The 21,385-nt window shown below is 40.0% G+C and carries 24 protein-coding genes, 1 tRNA gene and 1 pseudogene; 18 read left to right on the plus strand and 8 right to left on the minus strand.

All coding sequences use genetic code 11. From position 1 onward, the window contains the following. Positions 1-2 precede the first annotated feature (2 nt). The 3 genes from EIH25_RS08590 to EIH25_RS08600 are packed head-to-tail and all read right to left on the minus strand — an operon-like array spanning position 3 to position 1,242. Positions 3-356: an antibiotic biosynthesis monooxygenase gene (locus EIH25_RS08590; RefSeq protein ID WP_124100649.1), complete on the minus strand. Its 354-nt coding sequence runs from the start codon at positions 354-356 to the stop codon at positions 3-5. Next, complete coding sequence (locus EIH25_RS08595) at positions 357-596, minus strand: Ada metal-binding domain-containing protein (protein WP_124100651.1); 240 nt, start codon at positions 594-596, stop codon at positions 357-359. After that, positions 544-1,242, minus strand: a complete 699-nt coding sequence (locus EIH25_RS08600) for a DNA-3-methyladenine glycosylase (RefSeq protein WP_124100653.1) — start codon at positions 1,240-1,242, stop codon at positions 544-546. Before EIH25_RS08600 ends, EIH25_RS08595 begins: the two co-directional genes overlap by 53 nt. Before the next feature lie 123 nt (positions 1,243-1,365). Between EIH25_RS08600 and EIH25_RS08605 the strand changes: the two genes are divergently transcribed. Further along, entirely contained in the window at positions 1,366-2,262 is an 897-nt protein-coding gene (locus EIH25_RS08605; RefSeq protein ID WP_124100655.1) for an AraC family transcriptional regulator, read from the plus strand. 80 nt (positions 2,263-2,342) lie between these two features. Here EIH25_RS08605 and EIH25_RS08610 read toward each other — a convergent pair. Next, a pseudogene (locus tag EIH25_RS08610) lies at positions 2,343-2,567 on the minus strand (TnpV protein); the annotation flags it as partial. A gap of 473 nt (positions 2,568-3,040) precedes the next feature. Between EIH25_RS08610 and EIH25_RS08615 the strand changes: the two are divergent. Next, positions 3,041-3,127: transfer RNA gene (locus EIH25_RS08615), tRNA-Leu, on the plus strand. Positions 3,128-3,197: 70 nt separating this feature from the next. Here EIH25_RS08615 and EIH25_RS08620 read toward each other — a convergent pair. The 4 genes from EIH25_RS08620 to EIH25_RS08635 all read right to left on the minus strand — a co-directional run bounded on the left by EIH25_RS08620 (position 3,198) and on the right by EIH25_RS08635 (position 7,068). Next, complete coding sequence (locus tag EIH25_RS08620) at positions 3,198-4,760, minus strand: recombinase family protein (RefSeq protein WP_124100657.1); 1,563 nt, start codon at positions 4,758-4,760, stop codon at positions 3,198-3,200. 95 nt (positions 4,761-4,855) lie between these two features. Then, positions 4,856-5,038, minus strand: a complete 183-nt coding sequence (locus EIH25_RS08625) for a hypothetical protein (protein WP_124100659.1) — start codon at positions 5,036-5,038, stop codon at positions 4,856-4,858. A gap of 81 nt (positions 5,039-5,119) precedes the next feature. Then, positions 5,120-5,515 (minus strand): hypothetical protein, encoded by a 396-nt coding sequence (locus EIH25_RS08630; RefSeq protein WP_124100661.1) that lies wholly within the window; start codon positions 5,513-5,515, stop codon positions 5,120-5,122. A 512-nt stretch (positions 5,516-6,027) separates the two neighbouring features. Further along, a complete protein-coding gene (locus EIH25_RS08635; protein ID WP_124100663.1) occupies positions 6,028-7,068 on the minus strand; it encodes an AAA family ATPase in 1,041 nt (346 codons plus the stop codon). A gap of 855 nt (positions 7,069-7,923) precedes the next feature. On the opposite strand from EIH25_RS08635, the gene EIH25_RS08640 reads away from it, so the two are divergent. From EIH25_RS08640 to EIH25_RS08715, 16 genes are all read left to right on the plus strand, one after another. Next, entirely contained in the window at positions 7,924-8,367 is a 444-nt protein-coding gene (locus tag EIH25_RS08640) for a hypothetical protein (protein ID WP_124100665.1), read from the plus strand. 94 nt (positions 8,368-8,461) lie between these two features. Further along, positions 8,462-9,469: a hypothetical protein gene (locus tag EIH25_RS08645; RefSeq protein ID WP_124100667.1), complete on the plus strand. Its 1,008-nt coding sequence runs from the start codon at positions 8,462-8,464 to the stop codon at positions 9,467-9,469. Positions 9,470-9,704: 235 nt separating this feature from the next. Beyond that, complete coding sequence (locus EIH25_RS08650; protein ID WP_124100669.1) at positions 9,705-10,814, plus strand: DUF5050 domain-containing protein; 1,110 nt, start codon at positions 9,705-9,707, stop codon at positions 10,812-10,814. Between the two features lie 2 nt (positions 10,815-10,816). After that, positions 10,817-12,040 (plus strand): hypothetical protein, encoded by a 1,224-nt coding sequence (locus EIH25_RS08655; RefSeq protein ID WP_124100671.1) that lies wholly within the window; start codon positions 10,817-10,819, stop codon positions 12,038-12,040. Then, entirely contained in the window at positions 12,037-12,915 is an 879-nt protein-coding gene (locus EIH25_RS08660) for an ABC transporter ATP-binding protein (protein WP_124100673.1), read from the plus strand. Before EIH25_RS08655 ends, EIH25_RS08660 begins: the two co-directional genes overlap by 4 nt. A 143-nt stretch (positions 12,916-13,058) precedes the next feature. After that, positions 13,059-13,937, plus strand: a complete 879-nt coding sequence (locus tag EIH25_RS08665) for a hypothetical protein (RefSeq protein ID WP_124100675.1) — start codon at positions 13,059-13,061, stop codon at positions 13,935-13,937. Positions 13,938-14,402: 465 nt separating this feature from the next. After that, positions 14,403-15,431 carry a DUF6329 domain-containing protein gene (locus tag EIH25_RS08670; RefSeq protein WP_124100677.1) on the plus strand — a complete coding sequence of 343 codons (1,029 nt, stop codon included), beginning with the start codon at positions 14,403-14,405 and terminating at the stop codon, positions 15,429-15,431. Between the two features lie 39 nt (positions 15,432-15,470). Continuing rightward, the gene (locus EIH25_RS08675; RefSeq protein ID WP_124100679.1) at positions 15,471-16,496 is read left to right on the plus strand and encodes an amidoligase family protein; all 1,026 of its coding nucleotides are present in this window, start codon (positions 15,471-15,473) and stop codon (positions 16,494-16,496) included. Positions 16,497-16,508: 12 nt separating this feature from the next. Beyond that, positions 16,509-16,985, plus strand: a complete 477-nt coding sequence (locus tag EIH25_RS08680) for a gamma-glutamylcyclotransferase family protein (protein WP_124100681.1) — start codon at positions 16,509-16,511, stop codon at positions 16,983-16,985. Between the two features lie 2 nt (positions 16,986-16,987). Continuing rightward, entirely contained in the window at positions 16,988-17,248 is a 261-nt protein-coding gene (locus EIH25_RS08685; RefSeq protein WP_124100683.1) for a hypothetical protein, read from the plus strand. A 48-nt stretch (positions 17,249-17,296) separates the two neighbouring features. Further along, a complete protein-coding gene (locus EIH25_RS08690; RefSeq protein WP_124100685.1) occupies positions 17,297-17,572 on the plus strand; it encodes a DUF4314 domain-containing protein in 276 nt (91 codons plus the stop codon). A 93-nt stretch (positions 17,573-17,665) separates the two neighbouring features. Further along, positions 17,666-18,991, plus strand: coding sequence for a DNA (cytosine-5-)-methyltransferase (gene dcm / locus EIH25_RS08695; protein WP_164489200.1), 1,326 nt, complete (start codon positions 17,666-17,668; stop codon positions 18,989-18,991). Further along, positions 18,984-19,760, plus strand: a complete 777-nt coding sequence (locus tag EIH25_RS08700; protein ID WP_164489201.1) for a phage antirepressor KilAC domain-containing protein — start codon at positions 18,984-18,986, stop codon at positions 19,758-19,760. The genes dcm and EIH25_RS08700 overlap by 8 nt, the downstream gene beginning before the upstream one ends. Next, positions 19,760-20,329: a hypothetical protein gene (locus EIH25_RS08705; RefSeq protein ID WP_124100689.1), complete on the plus strand. Its 570-nt coding sequence runs from the start codon at positions 19,760-19,762 to the stop codon at positions 20,327-20,329. Before EIH25_RS08700 ends, EIH25_RS08705 begins: the two co-directional genes overlap by 1 nt. Before the next feature lie 33 nt (positions 20,330-20,362). Further along, positions 20,363-21,229 carry an LPD28 domain-containing protein gene (locus EIH25_RS12445; protein WP_164489202.1) on the plus strand — a complete coding sequence of 289 codons (867 nt, stop codon included), beginning with the start codon at positions 20,363-20,365 and terminating at the stop codon, positions 21,227-21,229. Beyond that, positions 21,229-21,369, plus strand: a complete 141-nt coding sequence (locus tag EIH25_RS08715) for a DUF3789 domain-containing protein (RefSeq protein WP_124100690.1) — start codon at positions 21,229-21,231, stop codon at positions 21,367-21,369. Before EIH25_RS12445 ends, EIH25_RS08715 begins: the two co-directional genes overlap by 1 nt. Positions 21,370-21,385 lie beyond the last annotated feature (16 nt).

The following is a 21,385-nucleotide window of genomic DNA, read 5'->3' on the forward strand; positions in this document are numbered from 1 at the left end:
GTTTATACCTCCAAATATTCATCAGAGTCCGCAGGCGCTTGCGTTCTGTCGGTAATTGTATAGATGCGGACAGGCGTTACAACTGTGATTTTGTAATCTGCAAAATCATTCATTCTCCCGTGCTTTTGCGCCATACGGTGTGCGGCAAGATTGCGCCATTTTGAAACGCATTCTTCATTTTCCCATATTGACATACTAAGTAATTTCCCCTCTGTAGCAAGGGAAGAAAAACGCTCGGATCGAATAAATCCTTCCGCTTTTGCAAGGCTGTCTTTCAGTGAGCCCGCCATTTTCAAATAATCTTCCATTCTTCCGTTTTTTACAGTTACCTCAAATAATACGATGATATTACTCATTTACATTTCCTCCTGCTGTGTTTGGGTGACAAGTTCCGGTTTACATCTTTTACAAGGACGGTATCCCTTTTCTATTGCTTCTTCCATCGTATCAAAAAATACAATATTCTTTTCCAATGGTATCCTTGCGGGGCAGCCCGGCCGGCATACTATTTTTGTTGTTTTCACACCAAAAATAAACTTACCGTCATAAGACTTGTCCCGATTTTGAATTGCTTGCAGCTTTTCCTTTTTGTCCACTTTTCTTGTTCTCCTTTTTAGGGGCGTAGTCTTTCATTTCGGGAATCGCACCGCCTGCCACCGCCCAAAAGTACAGGCTTGCCACACTGCAATAGGGGCTTAATCTTCTGCGGTATTTGTCAAATAGCTTTCGGTCAATTTTCCTATGGTGATACACCATACGCATACCACGCAGAATCGCTAAATCTCCGTAGCTGAAAACATTCGGACGCTGCATACAAAAAAGCAAAATCATTTCGGCAGTCCAGACGCCGATTCCTTTTAACCCTGTCAATTCGGTTATTGCCTCATCGTCAGATTTATTCCAAATGCCCTGTAAATCAAAAGCACCGATTTTTACTTTAACAGCAAAATCCGTAATATACTCTGCTTTTTTAAAAGTCATTCCAAGAGACTGTAAGCGATCTATTCCGGCGGCAAGAATGGTATCGGCATTCACAGCGCTAAAATCATCTTGCATTCTCTGCCAGATTGTCGCCTGCGCTTTTGTAGAAATCTGCTGACCGATGATGTGATGTACAACCGAAGAAAACAAATCGTTATCCACTTCACGTTCAATCTTTCCGACTTTGTTAATCACTTTTGCAAGACGTTTATCCTTTTGCTTTAAATATTCGATTGCGCTTTCATCATATTGAAAATACACGTTTGCACCTCCTGTCTTGACTTAGCGATTGACTTGTAATATAATAATATCATAATTTGAGACGTTATAATATTAAAATATCGCCTAAAATCATCATAATATATCCAAAAGAGGTGTGTCGAAATGGGAGACGCAAAAAAGGATTATATAAACTCGGTTAATTTAAAGGCTGATTCGGATTTTCCCTACCTTGTGCTTGATGTTATTAACGACCAAAGCTATCCGAGAAATCCCGGCTTTCAGGTTATGCACTGGCATGAGGATTTACAATTCATTTATGTTCTTGACGGTGAAATCGAAATAAAAACATTAGATACATCAGTACAGATAAATAAAGGCAGCGGTATTTTTATCAATAAAAATGTGATACATCTTGTTAATAAAAAGACTTCTTCCTGTCACTACAATAGTTTTATTTTCCCCGATTATTTTCTTAAATTTTATTTCGGTAGTCCCGCATCTGCTTTTGTTGAACGCATTGCAGGCAAAGATGAATTACCGATATGTTGCTTTCCGAAAGAAATGGATTGGTGCAAATCTATTTTATCTGCCCTTTCCCGCCTTGCAGACCTTGAAAACAGAAAAACCGAATTTTATGTCTATCAAGCGCTTTGTCTGCTCTCCACACTTTGGCTTGAAGTATGCAAAAATATTCAAGTACCAAGCAAAAACATCGATATCGTTATGGGTGTTCGTATGCAAAAATTTTTACGGTATATAAGCGAACATTACGAAGAAGATATTTCTCTTGATAGGCTGTCAAAGAGTGCAAATGTCAGCAAATCGGAATGTCTGCGGTGTTTTAAGGCAAGTATGCAGACAACCCCTTACAGATATCTAACAGAATACAGGCTTTCTAAGGCAGCCGAACTGCTGAAAAACTCTGATGAGCCGATAGGAACTATAGCCGACAGAGTAGGCTTTCGGCAAATCAGCCATTTCGGAAAGCGTTTTAAGGAAAAAACAGGGCTTTCACCGAGAGATTATCGAAAGAAAAAGGTAACGCTTTTAGAGACATAAAAGCCTATTCCTAACATCAAAAGCAGAGCAGGTAAGATAATCTTCCTACCTGCTCTGCCTCTGTGCTCATAAGCGTTACATTAGTTATAAATTAGTTCGTTATTTACAATCTCCCTCTCACACGCCCGTATGTTATTCATTCTTCCTGTCCATTCTAAGGCGTTTTCCGCCTTTAGCTGCTCCGTGATACCCTGTGCCTGTTTCATCTGCTCTGTAAGCGTTTCAAAGCGTCCCTGTGCATGTCTGTCAATGTCGGCAAGCTAACTGTTCAGCTTACCGTTTGTCAGAAGCGTAATTAGTCTGTGGGAGTTGCGAAAGATTTAAACGGTTAACATAAAAGTCTATTGCTTTTTAAATCAAAATCGCTTATAATTTGAGTCGGAAGATATTGTATTCACAGTCACTTAGCGAGTGTTGTCAACGCCGATAAAAATGATAACATTAGCTCATATAGTAAGGATAATATGGATATTCTCTTTTCCCCAAAAAGTAAGTGCTGTTGCCGTGCAAAAAAGTGCTTGACAATTTAGCGGAAGTGTGATATAATAGTTTATGTTGATTATGAGATGGTTTCAACGTTTTGAATTTAAGCCGTAAAAAAATCAAGTTCATGTATGCGGATATGGCGGAATAGGCAGACGCGCTGGCTTCAGGTAGAGTTACGTCTGTGTAAAAAATGGTTTCGCTGTTCATTACAGCATATTTTGTGGAACAACTTGTAAAAGTCCATCTCGGTTTTGAATCTGAGCTGAGTAAAAATTTCAGATTCATAATATGTGCGGATATGGCGGAATAGGCAGACGCGCTGGCTTCAGGTGCCAGTCGGGGAAACTCGGTGCAGGTTCAACTCCTGTTATCCGCACCAACGACAAAAAAGGCTGTAAGCAAATAAGAGCTTACAGCCTTTAAATTATGCAGTTTTGGATTCATCAGTTTCAAAAAACACTTGTGCTGCCGCAAAAATCTCCGTTCATCTCAAAGTTAACGTCAAGGCTTTTGTCCTCGTTCTGGTGAATAGTTATCTTCTTTACCAGCATTCTAAGATTGACGTCAGATATCGTACCCTTGGACAGTATTTCATCAAGTATTTGAGTGGTATTATTAAGCTGTTCTTTTCGCTGTTTACAGACCTTGTCATATTCTTTAAGCTCCGCTGTCTTTTTTTCAAGGGATGCAATTTCTTCCTCACGCTTAGCGATCATACAGTTGTAGACTGCAGCGTGTTCCCTATCGCCGATACGCTCTATGATTAAATCTTCGATTTGTTGTTTAAGAGTTAGTATTTTATCGGTATTAGTTTGAATCTGCTGTTCATATAATGGTTTCTTCCTGAGCCAATCCCTGACGATTTTATCGTACTTATCGCTCTCAGATAAGATGTTATCTCTTAGTGATTTCACTTCGTTTTCCACAAGTTCGTCAAGCTGACTTTCTCTGACTGTATGCGGAGTGCAATATTGTTTGCCGTAGCGATGATTGCTGCTGCAGGTGTATTCAACGTATTCGTTCCCACGCCATTTTCGTCTGCGGGCTGTGAATCCGGCTCCGCAGTCGGCGCATTTTATCAGTCCCGCATACCGGTGAAGCCTCCTGCCGTTTTTTGAGCGCGGATTGATTTTTGAACGCTGTTCCAGTAAAAACTGAGTCTGATTCCAAGTAGCTATATCAATTATAGGCTCGCAGAAATTCTCATGCCGATACTGTTCTTCTGGCGGAATAAAGGTTTTTGTTTTGTAGATTTTAGAGGTTACAGTTTTGTGATTGACCAGAGTTCCAATGTATAGTTCATTAGAAAGCGTTCTTTTAACGGAAGTCTGTGCCCATAAATATCTTTTGGAAATATCCGGTTTCCAGTCGGCAAGCTTTCTGTTAAAATAGTAATCCGGCGATCGAATACCGTCCGCGTTCAGCTTTTTAGCAATCGTTGTCAAGCCGTAGCCGCCGACGTAAAGCTTGAATACATCACGCACAATCCAAGCTGTTTCCTCGTCGATTACCACCTCGTTTGTGTTTTTATCCAAACGATAACCGAGCGGTAAAGTAAGTACAAGACCTTTGTTTTTCTGCTTCTGCCGCATACCGGCCTTAACCTTTTTGCTTATGTCTTTAGCGTAAAAATCATTAAATATTTGCTTGAAGCCGATCATTAAATCGTCGTTCTCATTGGTTGAATCGATACCCTCGGTTACGGAATATACCCTGACATTATTCTGCCGCAGATGGTCAATGAACAGCTCCGTTTGAGTACGATGCCGTCCGAGTCTTGATAAATCCTTGACAAGAACCACATCTATTTTACCCTCGTCGACAGCGATTTCGAGTTCTCCCAGACCTTTTCGGTTAAAAGTCATTCCGGAAACGTTGTCGTCGAAGCTCTCGCCTATGATGTCATATCCGTTTTGCTCTGCATAATCAATTAAAATTTGCCGCTGATTATTAAGCGAATTCATCTCCTCGTCCTCGTCGCGAGATAATCGATAGTACAGCCATGCTCTCATAAATTTTTCCTCCAATCCGATTTTTCCGGCAGGCTCGCAGGGTGTGCCCGCCTTTACGACAGACACTACCACACAAGACCTTTAAAGTCCAGCAATTACGCTGTTTTCGAATAATTTTCTACCTTATCAATAAAATTGGAGCCGGAGCGTTTGGGCATACTTCCTGAATTTAAATAGTCCAGAATCATTGACTCCATAAACGAATTAAATAATTTTCTGTCGCCGTTGTATGTAACGACGACCATATTGATTTTAGGGGGATCTTTTCTTTTCGCCATCCTATCGCTCTCCTGAAAATTAACGTCAATCCTTTTCTGCCTGTGAATTTTAAATTATCCATTTTAACTTTTCCTTTCCATTTAGCTGTTCTGATACTCCGCAGCGTCCTCGTAATCAATAATGCCGTTTATTCTTCGAACCTCGTTTACGCACATAGCGTGAAGCTTGTCCAGTGTTTCATCGTCAACCTCGTTTACAGCGGCGGTCATATGCGAAAGCTTTCCAAGCTCCACAGCGACCTTGAAAAGCAAACGTGCAAGTCTCTGTTCCGTACCCTTTATCTGCGCCTTGACCGTTTCGGTTATCATAGGAGAGAGATAGTTTATGTTATCTTCCTCGTTGAGATAGCCGATGTAGAACTTAACGGCTTTCTCGATAAACTCCGTTTTCGATGAACAGTTGTCCCCGCGGTACTCCTGTTCGATCTTCTTAATTGTTTCCGGCTGAAAATACACAGCCATTCTTTTCTTTGCCATAAATCTGCTCCTTTCTATGCTTCGACCCCTGAATAAATGCCGATTTTACGCGCTTTTCGGTATCTGTGACGCCTGAATTCAACTAAAATCCTATTTCCGGCCCCATAAGACAGCCGTTGGAATACTGCACGATCCTCTTGTACAAACGACGTATTTAGGGCGTTTCCGCGGCGGGCTTTGCTCGTCCGCTGTAACGGTCCGGGGGCTTTGACCCCTGACCTTTAACTAGCAAGTAAATATTTGAGTTTTTGAAGTAATTCAAATTCCTCCATTTGTGTAAATTACCAGCGGCACATATTGCACCGCCTCTGTATTAATTTTATTCATCCGCCCGCAAACGCTCCGCGTTGGCTTGTGCGGCGTTTTTATACTTCATGCCGATATATTCCCGATTGAATTTGGGAGGGCAAATTCGGGCGGATTTGGCTCGTAAATCTGCGTGACGGTAACCGTTAAGCGTGACAGTAAAAATATATTTCAAATTCTACTGACACGCACAATAGACAAAGTTGTTACTGACTTTGCAACACTTCTATAAGCTGTTTCGTGACAGTAACTCCGCTGCCGTTTTTACTGTCACTGCCGTCACGCGCGGAACAGTAATCAAGAATAATTTTTCTTCCCGAATGATTTCGGCCGCAACAGAAATCAATACCGCATTGCTTCAGTTTGTAACCGTTCTGAACCAAATCTCTTGTAACTCGGTTGGAATGAAAATTCTCATTTGAAACAGTTTTTAAAGCTTCAATCAACTCAGTTGCAGTTCCCTCGAAATGACCAGCGTCCTTGATGAATACGTAAACAGCGGCGAGGAAAATGTTGTCTTTGCTTGGCGGAGGAGATTCCTCATCGGTGACTGTCCAACGGTTACTTTCAAATGCAAGGTTTAGCTCATGATTTTCAATGTCGCGTCCGACGCAGTAGAGCCTGGCGGTTCTGCTGCCGCGCTTTGTTTCTATGAGTACAAGGCTTCCGTCAACGCAGCCGCTTATACCAGCGCTGCCGGAAATCATATTGAAAGGATCGTTGTCTTTACATTTTCGTGTGTGGTGAACAAGTAAAACGGTAATCCTCAGTTTATCGGCAAGACCTTTCAAAACAGACAGTTCCTTATAGTCCGAGCCGTAGCTGTTTTCCGTTGACCCGCGAACCTTTTGCAGCGTGTCGATTACAACAAGTTTCAAATCAGCGTGCTCCGACTTGAACCTTTCGATCTGGATTACAAGACCGTTTCCGATTGTTTCCGCCATGACCGCAAAGAAAAGCTTTTCTGTCGGTTCGTCTGTAATTTCATAAAGCCGCTTTTGTATTCGTTCATAGCTGTCCTCAAGGCAAAGGTACAGCGTTTTGCCCTGAGAAACCGTCCGACCTAACACTTTTTCTCCTTTTGCTATGCTCAGACAAAGGTCTAAAGCTAACCACGATTTCCCGACTTTCGGCGCTCCTGCCAGAATGTAAAGACCTTGCGCAATTAAACCGTCAACTGCAAATTCGATAGGCTTGTATACGGTGGTCATGATTTCCTCGCAGGTTTTGGTTTTTAGTTCTTTCATTCAGTCAGCCTCCTTTGTTAATAAATATTTGATTTTCAAGCTTCCGTTATTTTATCCTACCTGCCGCGTGCGGCGCTCACAAGAACGTTATGCGGCGCTTTAACGAAATTTTATGTACCGTCAAACAGAAAAAGCCCGCACATACTTAACCACAACTAAAGGCGGAAGCTTTTCCGTCTGAAGCGTGCCTAAATATGTACGAGCCTTATGCTCTTTGAAATATGTTTATGTAATTGGCGTTTGATATTTAATTGTCATTTTAAACAGAACCCTGTCATTCTATTTTTATTTTAACATGGAATGTGCGATTGTCAAGATAGCGTCAGAAATTTAATAACCTTAAAGTTAAAATACTCATAATACTATATAAACTAAATAGAAAAACTTATTTTACGTTTTTTAAATCAAATAGTAAAAGGGAAAATTATAACCATTTGTATCCTAACTCCTCTTAATATGTGAGACCAAAAGTTAAATATATTTACGCCATAAGATTAAAAAGATTAAGGAAAAACCAGTTGGTGTTATTAGTTTTTGCGTTATCTACAAAATTCGACATGAAATCAGTGCATAATGCACAAATAATTTTGCCTAATTTTGTCTTTTTATCAATTGACAAAATTTATTTAATATGCTAAGCAATAAACAGTTAAATGGACTTTATAAAATATTTTATTGTATAATAATTATTACGCACAGTTGAAAGCTTTTATAATCTATACGAATCAGAAACGAAAAATATTAAGGCGATGCTTTAAGCGAAAAAGGACTAAATATCAAACACATTTTCTACAAGTTAAATGTGTAAGATAAATATTTTTATGATTGATAAAATCAATCGGAAAGGACATTTAAATGAAAAAAACGTTTAAAAGGCTGATTGCCATTGTCATGGCAACGACTACTATGGCTGTTGGTATGGGAAGTATGAACGCAAGCGCAATTACTTACAAAGGCACAACAAATAAAACTACCACTGGTTGTACAGGAGGTACAGTTAATATTCGTTCAAGAGTATATACTGATTACTATCAGCCTGCTGGTGGAGTAAATGTTTATTATTATGGCGTTGTATCAGATATCTCGACAGGTTCTTCATTAAAAACATATTTCAATATTACTGGAACATTAACAACTTCAAATTCATCTACTCCAATTTCAAATTCCGGTACGGCCAATAGTGTTAAGGCATATAAGGATGCATCTTATTCCGGAGCATACTCTTATTGTAATTCAAAGACTACAACCTCATCGTCTGCTTATGGCACTTCTTCGCAAGAGTGTAATCGTGCTTTCTAATTAATATTATCAAAGGGTTCAGCTTATTATTCATATATCATAGTTGAATCCTTTTTGTTTTCTAATTATTGTAAATTTTTGGGGTTGGTTAAAAATGCGTATAAGTAAAATTATATTAATTGGTATGATATTAACAGTGATGTTAACAGGTTGCTTTAATAAGAAAAATAGTGAGATTAACAATAATGAATCGTTATTAAATAGTACAATTGATTATAGTTCATTTGAAAATACTACAGAATTAAATAAAGATTTCACATTTAATACATCATTAAATGCTTTTTATAATAATAGTTCATATACTCCACTTGAGAACAAAATAGAAATTAATAAAAATGAACTAGTAAACATAAAGGTTTTGACTAATGTAACTACGGATAAAAGTATGTATACAGAATATGCACCCATGCGTATGTGGATTTTAGCAGATGGAAAGCCAATTGAATTTTGTATAAACAATAATGATAAATATAAAATATTTAACGATATATTTGTGGAAGTTGCCAATGATAATTTGACAGATGTAAGCTTTAATTGTTCATATGATGTAAATATAATAACAATAGTGTGTGTTTATTTCCCCGAGGATATTCCTGAACGTGGTTTAGGATCATATAGCGGAGAAATTTCGTATACAATATTAAATAGCGCACATTCTATAGATGATAATTTGAAAAATTCAAATTCAAATTCCAATTTCTATATTAATATACCTAAAAAAGAAGAATATTATGGAATAGATATAGGTGAATTAACTGTAAAAGATAATGACAATAGGGCGCTAGAAACTCATTTTTATAATGACGTACTTCTTACTAATGAAAATAAAAATTTGTATGTTAAGTTTAACAGTGGAGATAAAAAGGAAATTTCATATTATATTTTAGTTTTATGTGATGGAATGTTAGTGGATATTTTTGATGGAAACTACTCTTATGAGGTGAATTGTTTAAACGGAAGCAGAACATATCAATATTGTATTCCAAATAACTATATCCCAGATTCAGGCTTGCATACATTTCAAGCAATTGCTATACCAGCAGATAAAAGTGAAGATTTAACTTCATATTCAACGCCTAAGATCAGAGTTCAAATCTCTTAAATTAAAGGAGTCAAATACAAATAAATATCCAATGGAGGTTCGTTAAGCTGTTTTTCGACAGAATATTTACAGAATGTTCACAAGCATTTTAGGGACTGGATTGTATTATAAATGAAAAGATTTTCATATAACGAATAAGGATATTTAAGAAATAGCTGACGGAAAAGAGTTGAATAAGGGTCTAATATAAGCAAATTGCTGGCTGACCTCAATATAAACCGAAGGAGTTAATACTATGCATTCATTTAAAAAAGCAATATGTATCATAAGTTCTTTTATTTTTATAACATTATGTGGTTGTAATCAAAGCAAAGGAGATTATGTAGATCTATCAAATACCGAACAAAAAATTAAGGACAGTCAATTAAATATCAACTTAGATGATTTTGATTATGATGACAAACCATACAATATTATGAACCTAACTACTACGGTTGATTCAAATTACTTTTATAATTTCAGTATTCCAAATACTAAAATCAATCTGCAAAGCGGCCGTGTACAGTATGTATGTCAAATTCCGGGATGCGCCCACGATGAAATTACTTCTCCGGGCTGTATAAGCTATCAGGATATAATTTCTCCTGTTGCCGTTTCTAATGGAATATACTACATAGACGGCAACAAAGTAATGTTTTTCAGCGGTAATGATCAGACTGTAATATTGACTAATGATTATTATACGGAGTACGAAGCTGAGATTTATCCTGATAATAAAAGCGTAATAACCGCTTTGGTAAGACATAACAATTTGTTGTATATTGTTTGCCCGACTTATTATTTTACATATAACACTGATACAAAGGAAATTACTGCCCCTGCAACTATATCGGATAGTCTTTGTATGGGATTTTGTGCTGCTGACGGTTATCTTTATTTTACTACAGAAAATCTGGAGCTTTATATATACAAGATTGAGAGTGGAAAAACTGAAAAGATTGCAGATAAGGTAGGTCAGGTTCGCGCTAAAAATGGATATATTTATTATGTAAAATATGAAAACGAAATACCTATTCTTTATACAGCAAAAGCTGACGGCTCAGGATCCGCAAAATTATTAGACGATTGCTATGTTAATTATTATGTAACTGATAATAGAATATATTATCAAAGCTATGTAACAAAAGATTGCTATCAATATGATATTAAAAACAAGAAATCAACAAAGCTTGATTTGAAGTATACGTTTTCAGATGGTAAAGAATATATTAATTCGGAATATCTCAATATTGTATCCACCAGCGGCATGGGCTTTGTTTTTATCATTAATAGTACGGAGAAACTTATTTTTATTTTCGAAGATAATTCCACCGAATATAAAACAATTGAAATGGAGGAAGAGTAAGCGTGTTATATGAAATAAAAAAATTATTCTCTTCGCCGTTTACATATATTTGTATGTTAGTTGTATTCGTTTTTTTTTCAGTTTTTGCGGTAAATGCATTAAAGAGCAGAAACTCATCGAATAATGCGTATGAAGAATTATTGGCGGATATAAACAACAGTAAAATGCCAGACGAAGAAATTTTGATTGATTTATACAGCCAATTTGAACTGCTGCAAATTCAAATTAATGAACTGGGAGATTCGGCGTTTGAAAAGCCGGGTAAATACGGCAAAAACATTATGGAGGACTATATTATTTACAGCAACGCATACAGCAATGCAAGCTATATTTATCAAAAATTTCCGAATAACCGCCGTCAGCTTGTAGAGGATGCATTGTATAATATATCGGAGGAAAAGAGCAAGACTGATCCTAACACATCTGTTATAAAATCCAATGAGCTTGTTATAGAAAAATACAACAGAACTATTGATCTAAAGTTTAAAGACACAGGTAATATTGAAGGTGTGCAGCTTTTCTTCGATAATACCATATGGGAATATGCAATGATTGCATTTGTTGTAATGTTGGCTGTAAGGATGTTCACAATGGATATTTCATGCGGCGCATATAAAATGATCCATTCTTCACTTAACGGACAGCGCAGTTTATTTATAAAACAATTTGCTTCAGTTTCAGTTGTTGTAACAGCAATAACAGTTTTTACAGCTTTGATCCAGATTATATTCGGAAAAATATTCTTTGATGTAAATGATCTGTCACTGCCCTTGCAAAGCTTTCCCGAATTTGAATTTTGTCCGTATTTGATTTCAACAGGTATTTATTTTTTGATAAAATTTTTGTGTAAACTATTGTTTTATATTATGATCGCGGCAATTACAGCTATGGTGTCGGTTTTATGCCGTAAACAGTTTGTGTCATATGCTGTTTCCTTATCTGCCGGAATAATTCCTTTAATAATAATTACTTATTATTTCATATATACAACTGAAAACGCAAGCGCCTTAGCGTCAGAATATAAAATTTACAACAGTTTAAGATGCTTTCTGCCGCAAGGACTTTTAAACATAAAAAGTTATTTCAGGACATTTGACTATATTGATATTTTCGGTTTCCAGATAAGCAGACTTTTTCTTGTTTTGCTTATTTCTGCTGTTATAATGTTGACTTGCCTTGCTGTTGCATTAAGAAAATATGGTAAATCGAAAGAGGTGACGATATGAAGCTTGTATTTAATAACATTTCAAAGAAATATAAAACCAAAATTGCGCTTGATGATTTTAACATTACACTGACAGACGGTATACAGGCGCTTCTTGGACCGAACGGTGCGGGAAAAAGTACTCTTATGAATATTCTTGCAGGATTAACCAAGCCAAGCAGCGGAAATATCACGCTTGATAATGAAGATACTGTAAAAATGGGAGCAAAATTTCGCGGCATATTAGGATATTTACCTCAGAATCCGGGCTTTTATCCGTCATTCACAGGATATGATCTAATGAAATATTTCTCTGTTTTAAAAGGCATTGCAGGTCCGGAAAGCAGAATAGATGAGCTTCTTGAATTTGTAAATCTTTCGTCAGACTCCAACAGAAAATACGGTGAATATTCAGGAGGAATGAAACGTCGTCTAGGCATTGCCGTTTCTCTTCTAAATGATCCGAAGGTGCTTATTCTTGACGAACCTACAGCCGGTCTTGATCCTAAAGAGCGCATGAGGTTCAGAAATATATTGAGCCGAATCGGAAGAAATAAAATAATTATAATAGCAACGCATATAGTTTCAGATGTTGAAACGATTGCGGATAATGTAATACTTTTGAAGTCGGGCAAGCTTATACTTTCCGGAAGCACTTCGCAGGTTGAAGAGCATATAGTAGGAAAGGTATGGAATAAACCTTCAGATATAAATGAAGCTGAAGAATATGTTCTGTTAAATTCCAATGCAAACATAATCAAGCACGGAGAAGAAGTAAGCCTGCACATTGTGTCTGACGTAAAACCATTTGAAAATGCTGTTGCAGCGCAGCCAACTCTTGAAGATGTATATATGTACTTTTTTGACGAAGGCGGTATGGCTGGTGAGAAAAAATGAAAATTATACTTTATGAATTTAGAAAATTAATATATTCAAAAAGATCCCTTATAATCATTGCCGCTGTTTTAATGCAGATATTATTAATATTAGTTCCCAGAAATTTTGAGCATGAATATTCCGATGAGATATATATAAATTATATGAAACAGCTTGAAGGCGAATATACTGAGGAAAAACGCAATATAATTTTGAACAGGTATTATGAAATAAATCAGACTATAAACGAGCATGAAAACATGATAACTGCGTACAAGCAAAATACGATTTTACTTGATGAATTTGAAGCGCATAATTCCGATTTCAATAGAGCTCTGGCAGAACTTTCAACAATTGAATATCTGATGCAGAAGTGCAGCTATTTTGATGAGATCGGCGAAGGAGTATTCTTTTATGATACCCCGTGGATAGATTTTTTCACTAATTCGGGATTTAATTATATTGTCGCGCTGACAATTATCTGCTTGATAATACCTGTATTTGACAGCGAGTATCAATCTGAAGCTGCTGCCATGCTGCTAACGTCAAAATACGGAAAAAATTATGTGTGCATATCAAAGCTCATTATGGTCATAGTATTGGCGTTTGCAGTTGCTTTAGCTTTGTACATGGTTCAATATGTAACATTTGTACTGCACATAAAGGCGGATCATTCTGATCTTGACATCAAAAACTTGATGGGATACAAAGCGTTTTCTGGCGATTCATTAAAGCAATATTATATGAATGACGCTGTTATCAAATCATTTTCATGCGCAGCTGCGGCATTATTTATTTGTGCAGTCAGCATTTTTGCAAAAAATACGGTATTCACCTTTTTCATATCTTTTGTATTTATTGTGTGCCCGTACTTTATTTCATCTTTTTTCCGCGGCAGTTGGTTTGAATATGCTTTTGCTGCAAATCAGCTCGGAGCTATGTATTCAGAAGATCTGAATATTTATGCTTTATCTGTCACATATATATTAAAAGCTTCTCTTTATTCCGGATTCTGTATTCGCAAATGGGGAAAACTTCAGTAACTCTGCTGTACGTCAAATAAGTCGGGAATTACTTTGCACTATCGTTACCCTACCCTCAGGTGCCAGTCGGGGAAACTCGGTGCAGGTTCAACTCCTGTTATCCGCACCATATAGCACTGACAAAATAGATGAAAGTGCCAAAAAGCCCGTAGCTGCGGGCTTTTTTGATACCCAAACGGCGAAAAAAAGAAGTTAAAAACCATAGATGAAAAAAGCCGAAAAACACCGTCTGAAAGGATTCGAACTCACGACATTTAAATATTTCAGAAGATTGAGGCATATTTGAGAAAGATAATCTCAGATATGCTCTTTGTAAATATAAAAAATAGTATACAAAATTTCAAGGACCGTTTTGTCTGATATCACGAAAGTGATGTTAAACAAAGCGGTCTTTTTTTATGCCCTGAAGGAGGCGACAGCAAAAGGCATATAGAAACCGCAAATAAATATAACGGAGGAATAAGAATGAAAAGACTGCATTTTAACAGTACGCTCAATCACAAGAGGGACGGTTACAATACCTATTACGTCAGCGTGGAAAAGGTCGTTACGCTTTACGGCAATGAATTTTTAAGGCTGAAAAACGATACCCTTGACGATAATTACTGGATCGCCAGGTATCATAAGCTGATGCGCATTGATATAAACGACATTGCCCATTGCGTTCTTTTTGTTGACAGCGAAAGCGGCGACGGAATACTTGTCGATTCCGAGGGCGCAAAATACGCCCGAAAGTCGCAGTTCATTCCCAACGCAAGAGCATTGATCGAAAACAACGAGCTGACCGAAGCTGAAAGGAGAATACACGAAAGGCTTAAGGAGATCGCAGCGTATATCGCCGAAAAGACGCGCTGCGGAGAAATCCGTTTTGAGCCTGAAGAGGTCCTGACGAAAATAATAACCGACGATCTCAGAAGCAATATCATGCAGGCAGTCATAGAAATGCTCCGTGAAAGAGACGATATTCAGTCCGCGGAGATGATCGGACAGTCTGTTAAGGCGGAAGCCAAGCCGACGCATTCTCTGAAGCTTTACTGTCCGCTGGTAGTTATTAATGAGGATTGCGACGAGATTTCCTGTGAATTCGCCGTCGGCTGTGCGGACGAGATCAATGAATTCATTCAGGAGTTTTCATTACCGGAGGAAGAACGCCGCGGACTTATGGCGTACTATGACAAAGAAACGTCCGTATGCGAAAAGGTCTATTCAGCGTTTCCGTCCGTCGGAGAGGTAAACGGAGAGCTTATGGGAATTTTTGATTGTCAGATTTCCGGAGAGCTTACGGACAGCGAGCTTGAAGAGCTGAGAGGTTATCTTAAAGGTCAGGCAAGCGACGGCTGGGGCGAAGGTCTGGAGCAGCGTGAGATTGAAACCGGAAAACTGGGTAATATTTGCGTCAGCTTCTTTAATAACGGAGCAAGCTGGTCGCTGCAGACGGAGGAGGAAATGGAAATCAGCCGGAATGAAGAACCAGAAATGAATCTTAAAATGTAAAGGGAAAGCGGTCTTTTTGCGGATAAGGGAGGTGAAAATTTGTCAGGAAACTTTGACGGTATCAAAAGACGGAATTTCGGAATCGAAATAGAAATGACGGGACTGACCAGATGTCAGGCAGCAAAAGCGGCGGCAAAGACGCTCGGCGGACAGGTATCCCATTACGGTGGGGGTTACGATAAATATAACGTAAGCGACAGTAAAGGCAGGAACTGGTCATTCGTATCAGATTCCAGTATAATCTGCACTACCCGAAGCGGCGCAGCGGCTTCCAGAGCCTACAGTGTGGAGCTTAATTCTCCTGTGCTGGAGTATGAGGATATACCTCTGCTGCAGGAGGTGATCAGGGCTTTGCGGCATGCCGGAGGAATTACCGGACCCGCGTATAAATGCGGAACGCATATCCATATCTCAGCGGACGATTACACGCCCCGGCAGCTTAGAAATCTTGTAAATATCTTCTCAAGCAAGGAGGATTACCTGTGGGAAGCATTGCAGGTCTCGTCAGTCCGAGAGTGGTACTGCAAGAAAATCGACAGAAGTTTTGTGGAAAAACTAAATAAACGAAAGCCGGATACGATCGAGGAAATAAAAATGCTGTGGTATAACGGAAATATGTCGGAGGAGAATACCTATTACTCAGAAACAAGATACAGAGCGCTCAATCTTCATAGCTACTTTCAGCACGGTCATTATGAGATCAGATGCTGCAACGCAAGCCTTCATGCCGGAGAGATCAGAAGCCAGATAGTTCTGGCTCTGGCAATAAGCAACGCGGCGGTTACAAGAAAGTTCTGCTCCCCTAAAGTAAGCGGCAGCGACAATATGCGTTACAGCTTTCGGGTATGGCTTCTGAATCTCGGACTCATAGGGGACGAATTCAAAAACTGCCGAGCTCACCTGTTAAAGCGCCTTGCCGGAGATATAGCGTGGAGGCATCCGGAGGACGGTATAGCCGCAAGGGAAAGGCTTCGTCAGAAGCGTAGCGCTGAAAATGAGCAGAGCTGTGATGAAGAACCGGAGCAGTCGGAAAGCGAAGGCGAGGAATTTGAAATGGCAATGTAGAAAGGAGCTCTTATGGAACAAAAACAATTGTATATAGCCTACGGCTCAAATATCAATTCTGAACAGATGGCGTATAGATGTCCCAATTCCAAAGCCGTGGGAACATCAGTGATCAAGGATCATGAATTGGAATTCAGAAGCTACGCCACTATCGTGCCGAAAAAGGGTGCGAGCGTTCCCGTTGTGATCTGGGAGCTTGAAGAAAGCGATATTACCGCTCTGAACCGATACGAAGGCTACCCCCGGCAGTACAGACAGGAAAAAATGACGTTTGAGCTTGGCGGCAAAAAATACGAGGGCATGGCGTATCTTATGAATAACGGAGAGATATCTCCTCCTGCCCGGCAGTATTACGATATTATCCTGCAGGGCTACAGAGAATACGGTCTTGACGAAAGCTGTTTGCAGACCGCTCTGGAAAACTCGATTCAGCATGAAATTGACGAGAATTTGAACGACGACTTTCAGATGACTATAGGAGGCGGCTGAATATGCAGTATAAGGACTATTATGTAAAAATAACTCCCGACCAAAGCCTGATAAGGGAAGCTGAAAACGGTACGGACATTATGTGCGAAGGGTTCAGGATCGAGGTTTTCACAGACGGATCGGAAAAAGAAAAGCTGGACGAATTTTCTGCGGCTGTGAATTATGAGCTGCTTGAAAACAGTATGCGGGAGGCGGAGCAGTTTGCAAAGGACTGTATTGAATGCGGTATGAAGGAATATTACAGGAATATTGAAGGGTCGTGATACCAATGGACTAATATACTATTAAAAAAGAAACTATACGGAGGAAATATGATGATATATGATCAGAACAAGGTTGAAATACTCAGACAGAGATACCCTGAAGGCACAAGGATCTGCCTTGACAGCATGGAAAACGATCCACAGCCGATTCCGTCAGGCGCTGTGGGAACGGTAAAAGCAGTGGATGACGCGGGTAATATTCTAATGAAATGGGATAACGGACGTTCCCTTTCGCTGATACCCGGCGAGGACTGTTTTCATAAAATTCAGCAGGAAGAAACGGAGAGTCTGTCCGAGGAAGCCGAAATGGATATGTCAATGTAGGAAGCTGGAATAAACCTGTCAATATGAAAGGGGGCGTTTGAGATGAGGACCGCAGAACCATATAAGCCAAAACCAATAGAGCATTAAGCCGTTATGAGAGATCATAGCGGTTTTTTTATTGCCCTTAACAGAAAGGAAAATAACATAATAAGAGTATTTGACGTATTTTCAGGAATCGGAGGATTCCGTTCAGGACTTGAGAAAGCGGGAGGCTTTGAGATCATAGGCTGGTGCGAGATCGACAAGTACGCTAAAAAAGCATACGAAACAATGTACGATACGAAAGGAGAGATGTACTTTGACGACGCGAGAAAAATCGACCCAAATGAATTGCCCGATTTCGACCTTATTTGCGCAGGCTTCCCTTGCCAGAGCTTTTCAATCGCTGGAAAACGGGGAGGATTTAACGACGCGAGAGGAACGCTGTTCTTTGAAATTGCCAGAATCGCTGCCGTTAAAAAACCTAAATATCTGCTGCTTGAAAACGTACCCGGTCTCCTATCGCATGACGGGGGCAGGACGTTTGCGGTCATCCTCGGTACGTTGGATGAACTGGGGTACGATGTCACATGGCAGGTGCTTAACAGCGCAAATTTTGGAGTCGCCCAATCCCGAAAGAGAGTGTTCATTATCGGATTTCTTAGAGAAAAACGCTCCGGAAAAGTACTGTCTTTCACCGACGCAAATCCAAAAGCTATTGTACAGCGCATACCCGGACGGGAGGGCTGCCGAGTCTACTCCACCGACGGACTGAGCATAACGCTTACGGGAACGGCGGGAGGCTTCGGCGGAAAAACGGGACTTTATGAGATCTTAGGGCTTCCCATAAAGGTAAAGACCAAGTCGGGATATCAGACAGCATTGCCGGGTGATAGTATCGATCTTGCATATCCGAATCTTAACTCAAGGCGAGGTCGGGTAGGTCACGATGTAGCACACACGCTGACAACAAGCTGTAATCAGGGGTATTACGCTATGTGCATAGATATGAATCCCGATCCTAAGGTGACGGAGCTTGCCAGATGCATAACCACACGTCAGGACAGCGGAATAGGCAGCCATAAAGGAGAAAAATCCGGAGTTATGGTTATGGAAGAACCGAGAGCAATATTGAATCCCTTTAAGCCGCGTACAAGGCAGCTAGGCAGACGGGTAAAAGAATCTAACGAACCGATGTTCACGCTTACCGTGACAGACAGGCACGGCGTAATTTACAACGGACTTATCCGCAGGCTCATGCCTATTGAGGCTTGGCGATTGCAGGGGTTTACGGACGAGCAGTTCAATAAAGTCAAAGCAGCCGGAATGTCCGACGCGCAGCTCTACAAGCAGGCGGGAAACGCCGTGTCCGTACCTGTAGCGGAAGCGATAGCAAGGAATATATTAGAGCTTGAAAAGGAGGATGAGAAACATGAATAATATGGTCAAGATTTTTAAAAATGAGGAATTTGGTTCACTCAGAATTTTAAATGAAGATAACGGCAGAATCATGTTCTGCGGAAAGGATGTGGCTTCTGCATTGGGCTACAGCAACACAAAGGACGCAATAAGGCGGCATTGCAGGTGGGGCGTGAAACACGACCTACCTCATCCGCAGTCTCCAAGCAAGAGCATTAAGATGATTTTTATTCCTGAGGGCGATGTTTACAGACTTGTCGCACACAGCAACCTGCCGAGAGCTGCGGAATTTGAGTCGTGGATTTTTGATAAGATCTTGCCTCAAATCAATCAAACAGGCGGCTATGTGGGTAATGCGGATATGTTCGTTGACAATTACCTGTCTTTTTGTGAAGAACCGATAAAGGAGCTTTTCAAGCTTCAGTTCCGCTGTATTGATCAGCTCAACGAGCGTATCCGGCATGACAAACCGTTGGTGGAGTTTGCAAATCAGGTTTCAAATACCGATAATCTCATCGATATGAACGAAATGGCAAAGCTTGCGAGAGCAGAAAGAATTCCTATTGGCAGAAACAGGCTGTACGCCGTTCTCAGAGGAATGGGTATCCTTATGACCGACAATCTCCCCTATCAGAAATATATAGACAGAGGATATTTTAAAGTGAAGGAGTCGGCTTTTAAAACCTCCGCAATGACAAAAACCTATCGGCAGACCTACGTCACAGGCAAGGGTCAGTTGTTTGTCATAGGTCTGCTGAAAAAATATTATGGGAAGGAGTTTTTGCATTAATGGAAATCAAGAGCGTATCTTTACACGATCTGAGAAAAATGAACGACAGCGAGGGGCTTGTTCTGCAGGGCTGCGGCGGCGACCTGAAAGAATGGGTCGACGGCATAAACGATATGTTAACGGAAAGCGGAATATTGCAGAATGAAAGTCGATTTGAAAAGGTATATAGCTTTAATAACGGAAATCTTACCTGTCTGCTGTTTCCGTTTGACGACGTTCAGCTTAATGTCGGCAGGCTTGCAATGTGGAGATTGCAGACTCACGAGCAGTTCGGCGGCACATGGCTTTCCGATTATGTTCCTAACAAACTTGGCGGTTTTGCTCATGATATAGAACAAAAACAGAAAAAGCCTGAATGTCCCCTCATAGGTCAGAACGGAAACATATTTAACCTTATGGGAATAGCTTCACGTACCTTGAAAAGAAACGGAATGGCAGATGAGGCAAAGGAAATGTGCAGCCGTATCACCTCTTGCAGCAGCTATGACAAGGCGCTGTGTATTATCGGAGAATATGTGGAGATCACGTCTGTCAATGAAGAAGAAAATCTTGATATGGAGATGGGCTGACGCTGAAAGCGGAGGCTCAAAAAGGAGAGTAAAATGCCAAATCATGTAACAAACCGAATAAAGATTACAGGCGATCCCGATACGGTAAAACGTGTTATGGACGCAGTCAAAAATGAATCAGGGATAGGAACGATCGATTTTGAAAAGATCATTCCTATCCCTGAAAATATTTATCGGGGTGGTCTCAGTCGGGAGGAATTTAAGCTCTACGGCAAAAACAACTGGTACGACTGGTGTATAGCCAACTGGGGAACAAAATGGAATGCTTACGGGTTTGATAATAATGCCCGGCAAAGAGCTGATAATGAGATAATATTTCTTACGGCGTGGTCAGCGCCGCATCCTGTCATACAAAGGCTGGCGGAAATGTTTCCCGAAATTAAAATCAACCATGAGTGGGCGGATGAGGATATCGGCATGAACTGCGGAAGGTATCAGTATTATGACGGTGAGCGAATAAGAGATTATTTTCCCGAAAGCGAAAAGGAACGACTTGAATTTGCCGCAGAAGTTATGGATGTCGATCTTGAGGATTACGGACTTATCCTAAACGCAGCCGGAACAGGGTATATTGATTTCAGTCAGGACGAATTCGAGCTTATAGAACTATTCGGACAGACTGCGCTGTTTACCAACGACAGAATAACAGACGCTGATATTCCCAAAGGTTTGCACTGCTTTCAGCTACGAACATCGGACGACGGATCACATTTCTGTTCAATAGAAAAGAGAGTTGCCGTTAATCGCGGCGGTTCGGTCGTAACCAAAGAACCGCTTGATCTGGGAGAAAAGGGATTCATACCTCTGACCGAGGATACGGAGCCGAACTTTATGGGTGAAATCGTTACGTTCGCCGATTTTATCGAACAAACTCAAGAGCTTGGAATGGAGATGAAATAATGCTTAATTTATTCATAGGTCTGGCGATAGGAGGAACAGCGGGGCTTACTGTCGGATGCCTTCTGGTATCGGCAAAAAACGCCGACAGAGAAATCGAAAGACTTAACAAAGAATTAAATAACCTTAAAAATGACATTTGATTTTTGAATCAAAACA

This window comes from Ruminococcus sp. Marseille-P6503 (assembly GCF_900604945.1).
Lineage (GTDB): Bacteria > Bacillota > Clostridia > Oscillospirales > Ruminococcaceae > FB2012.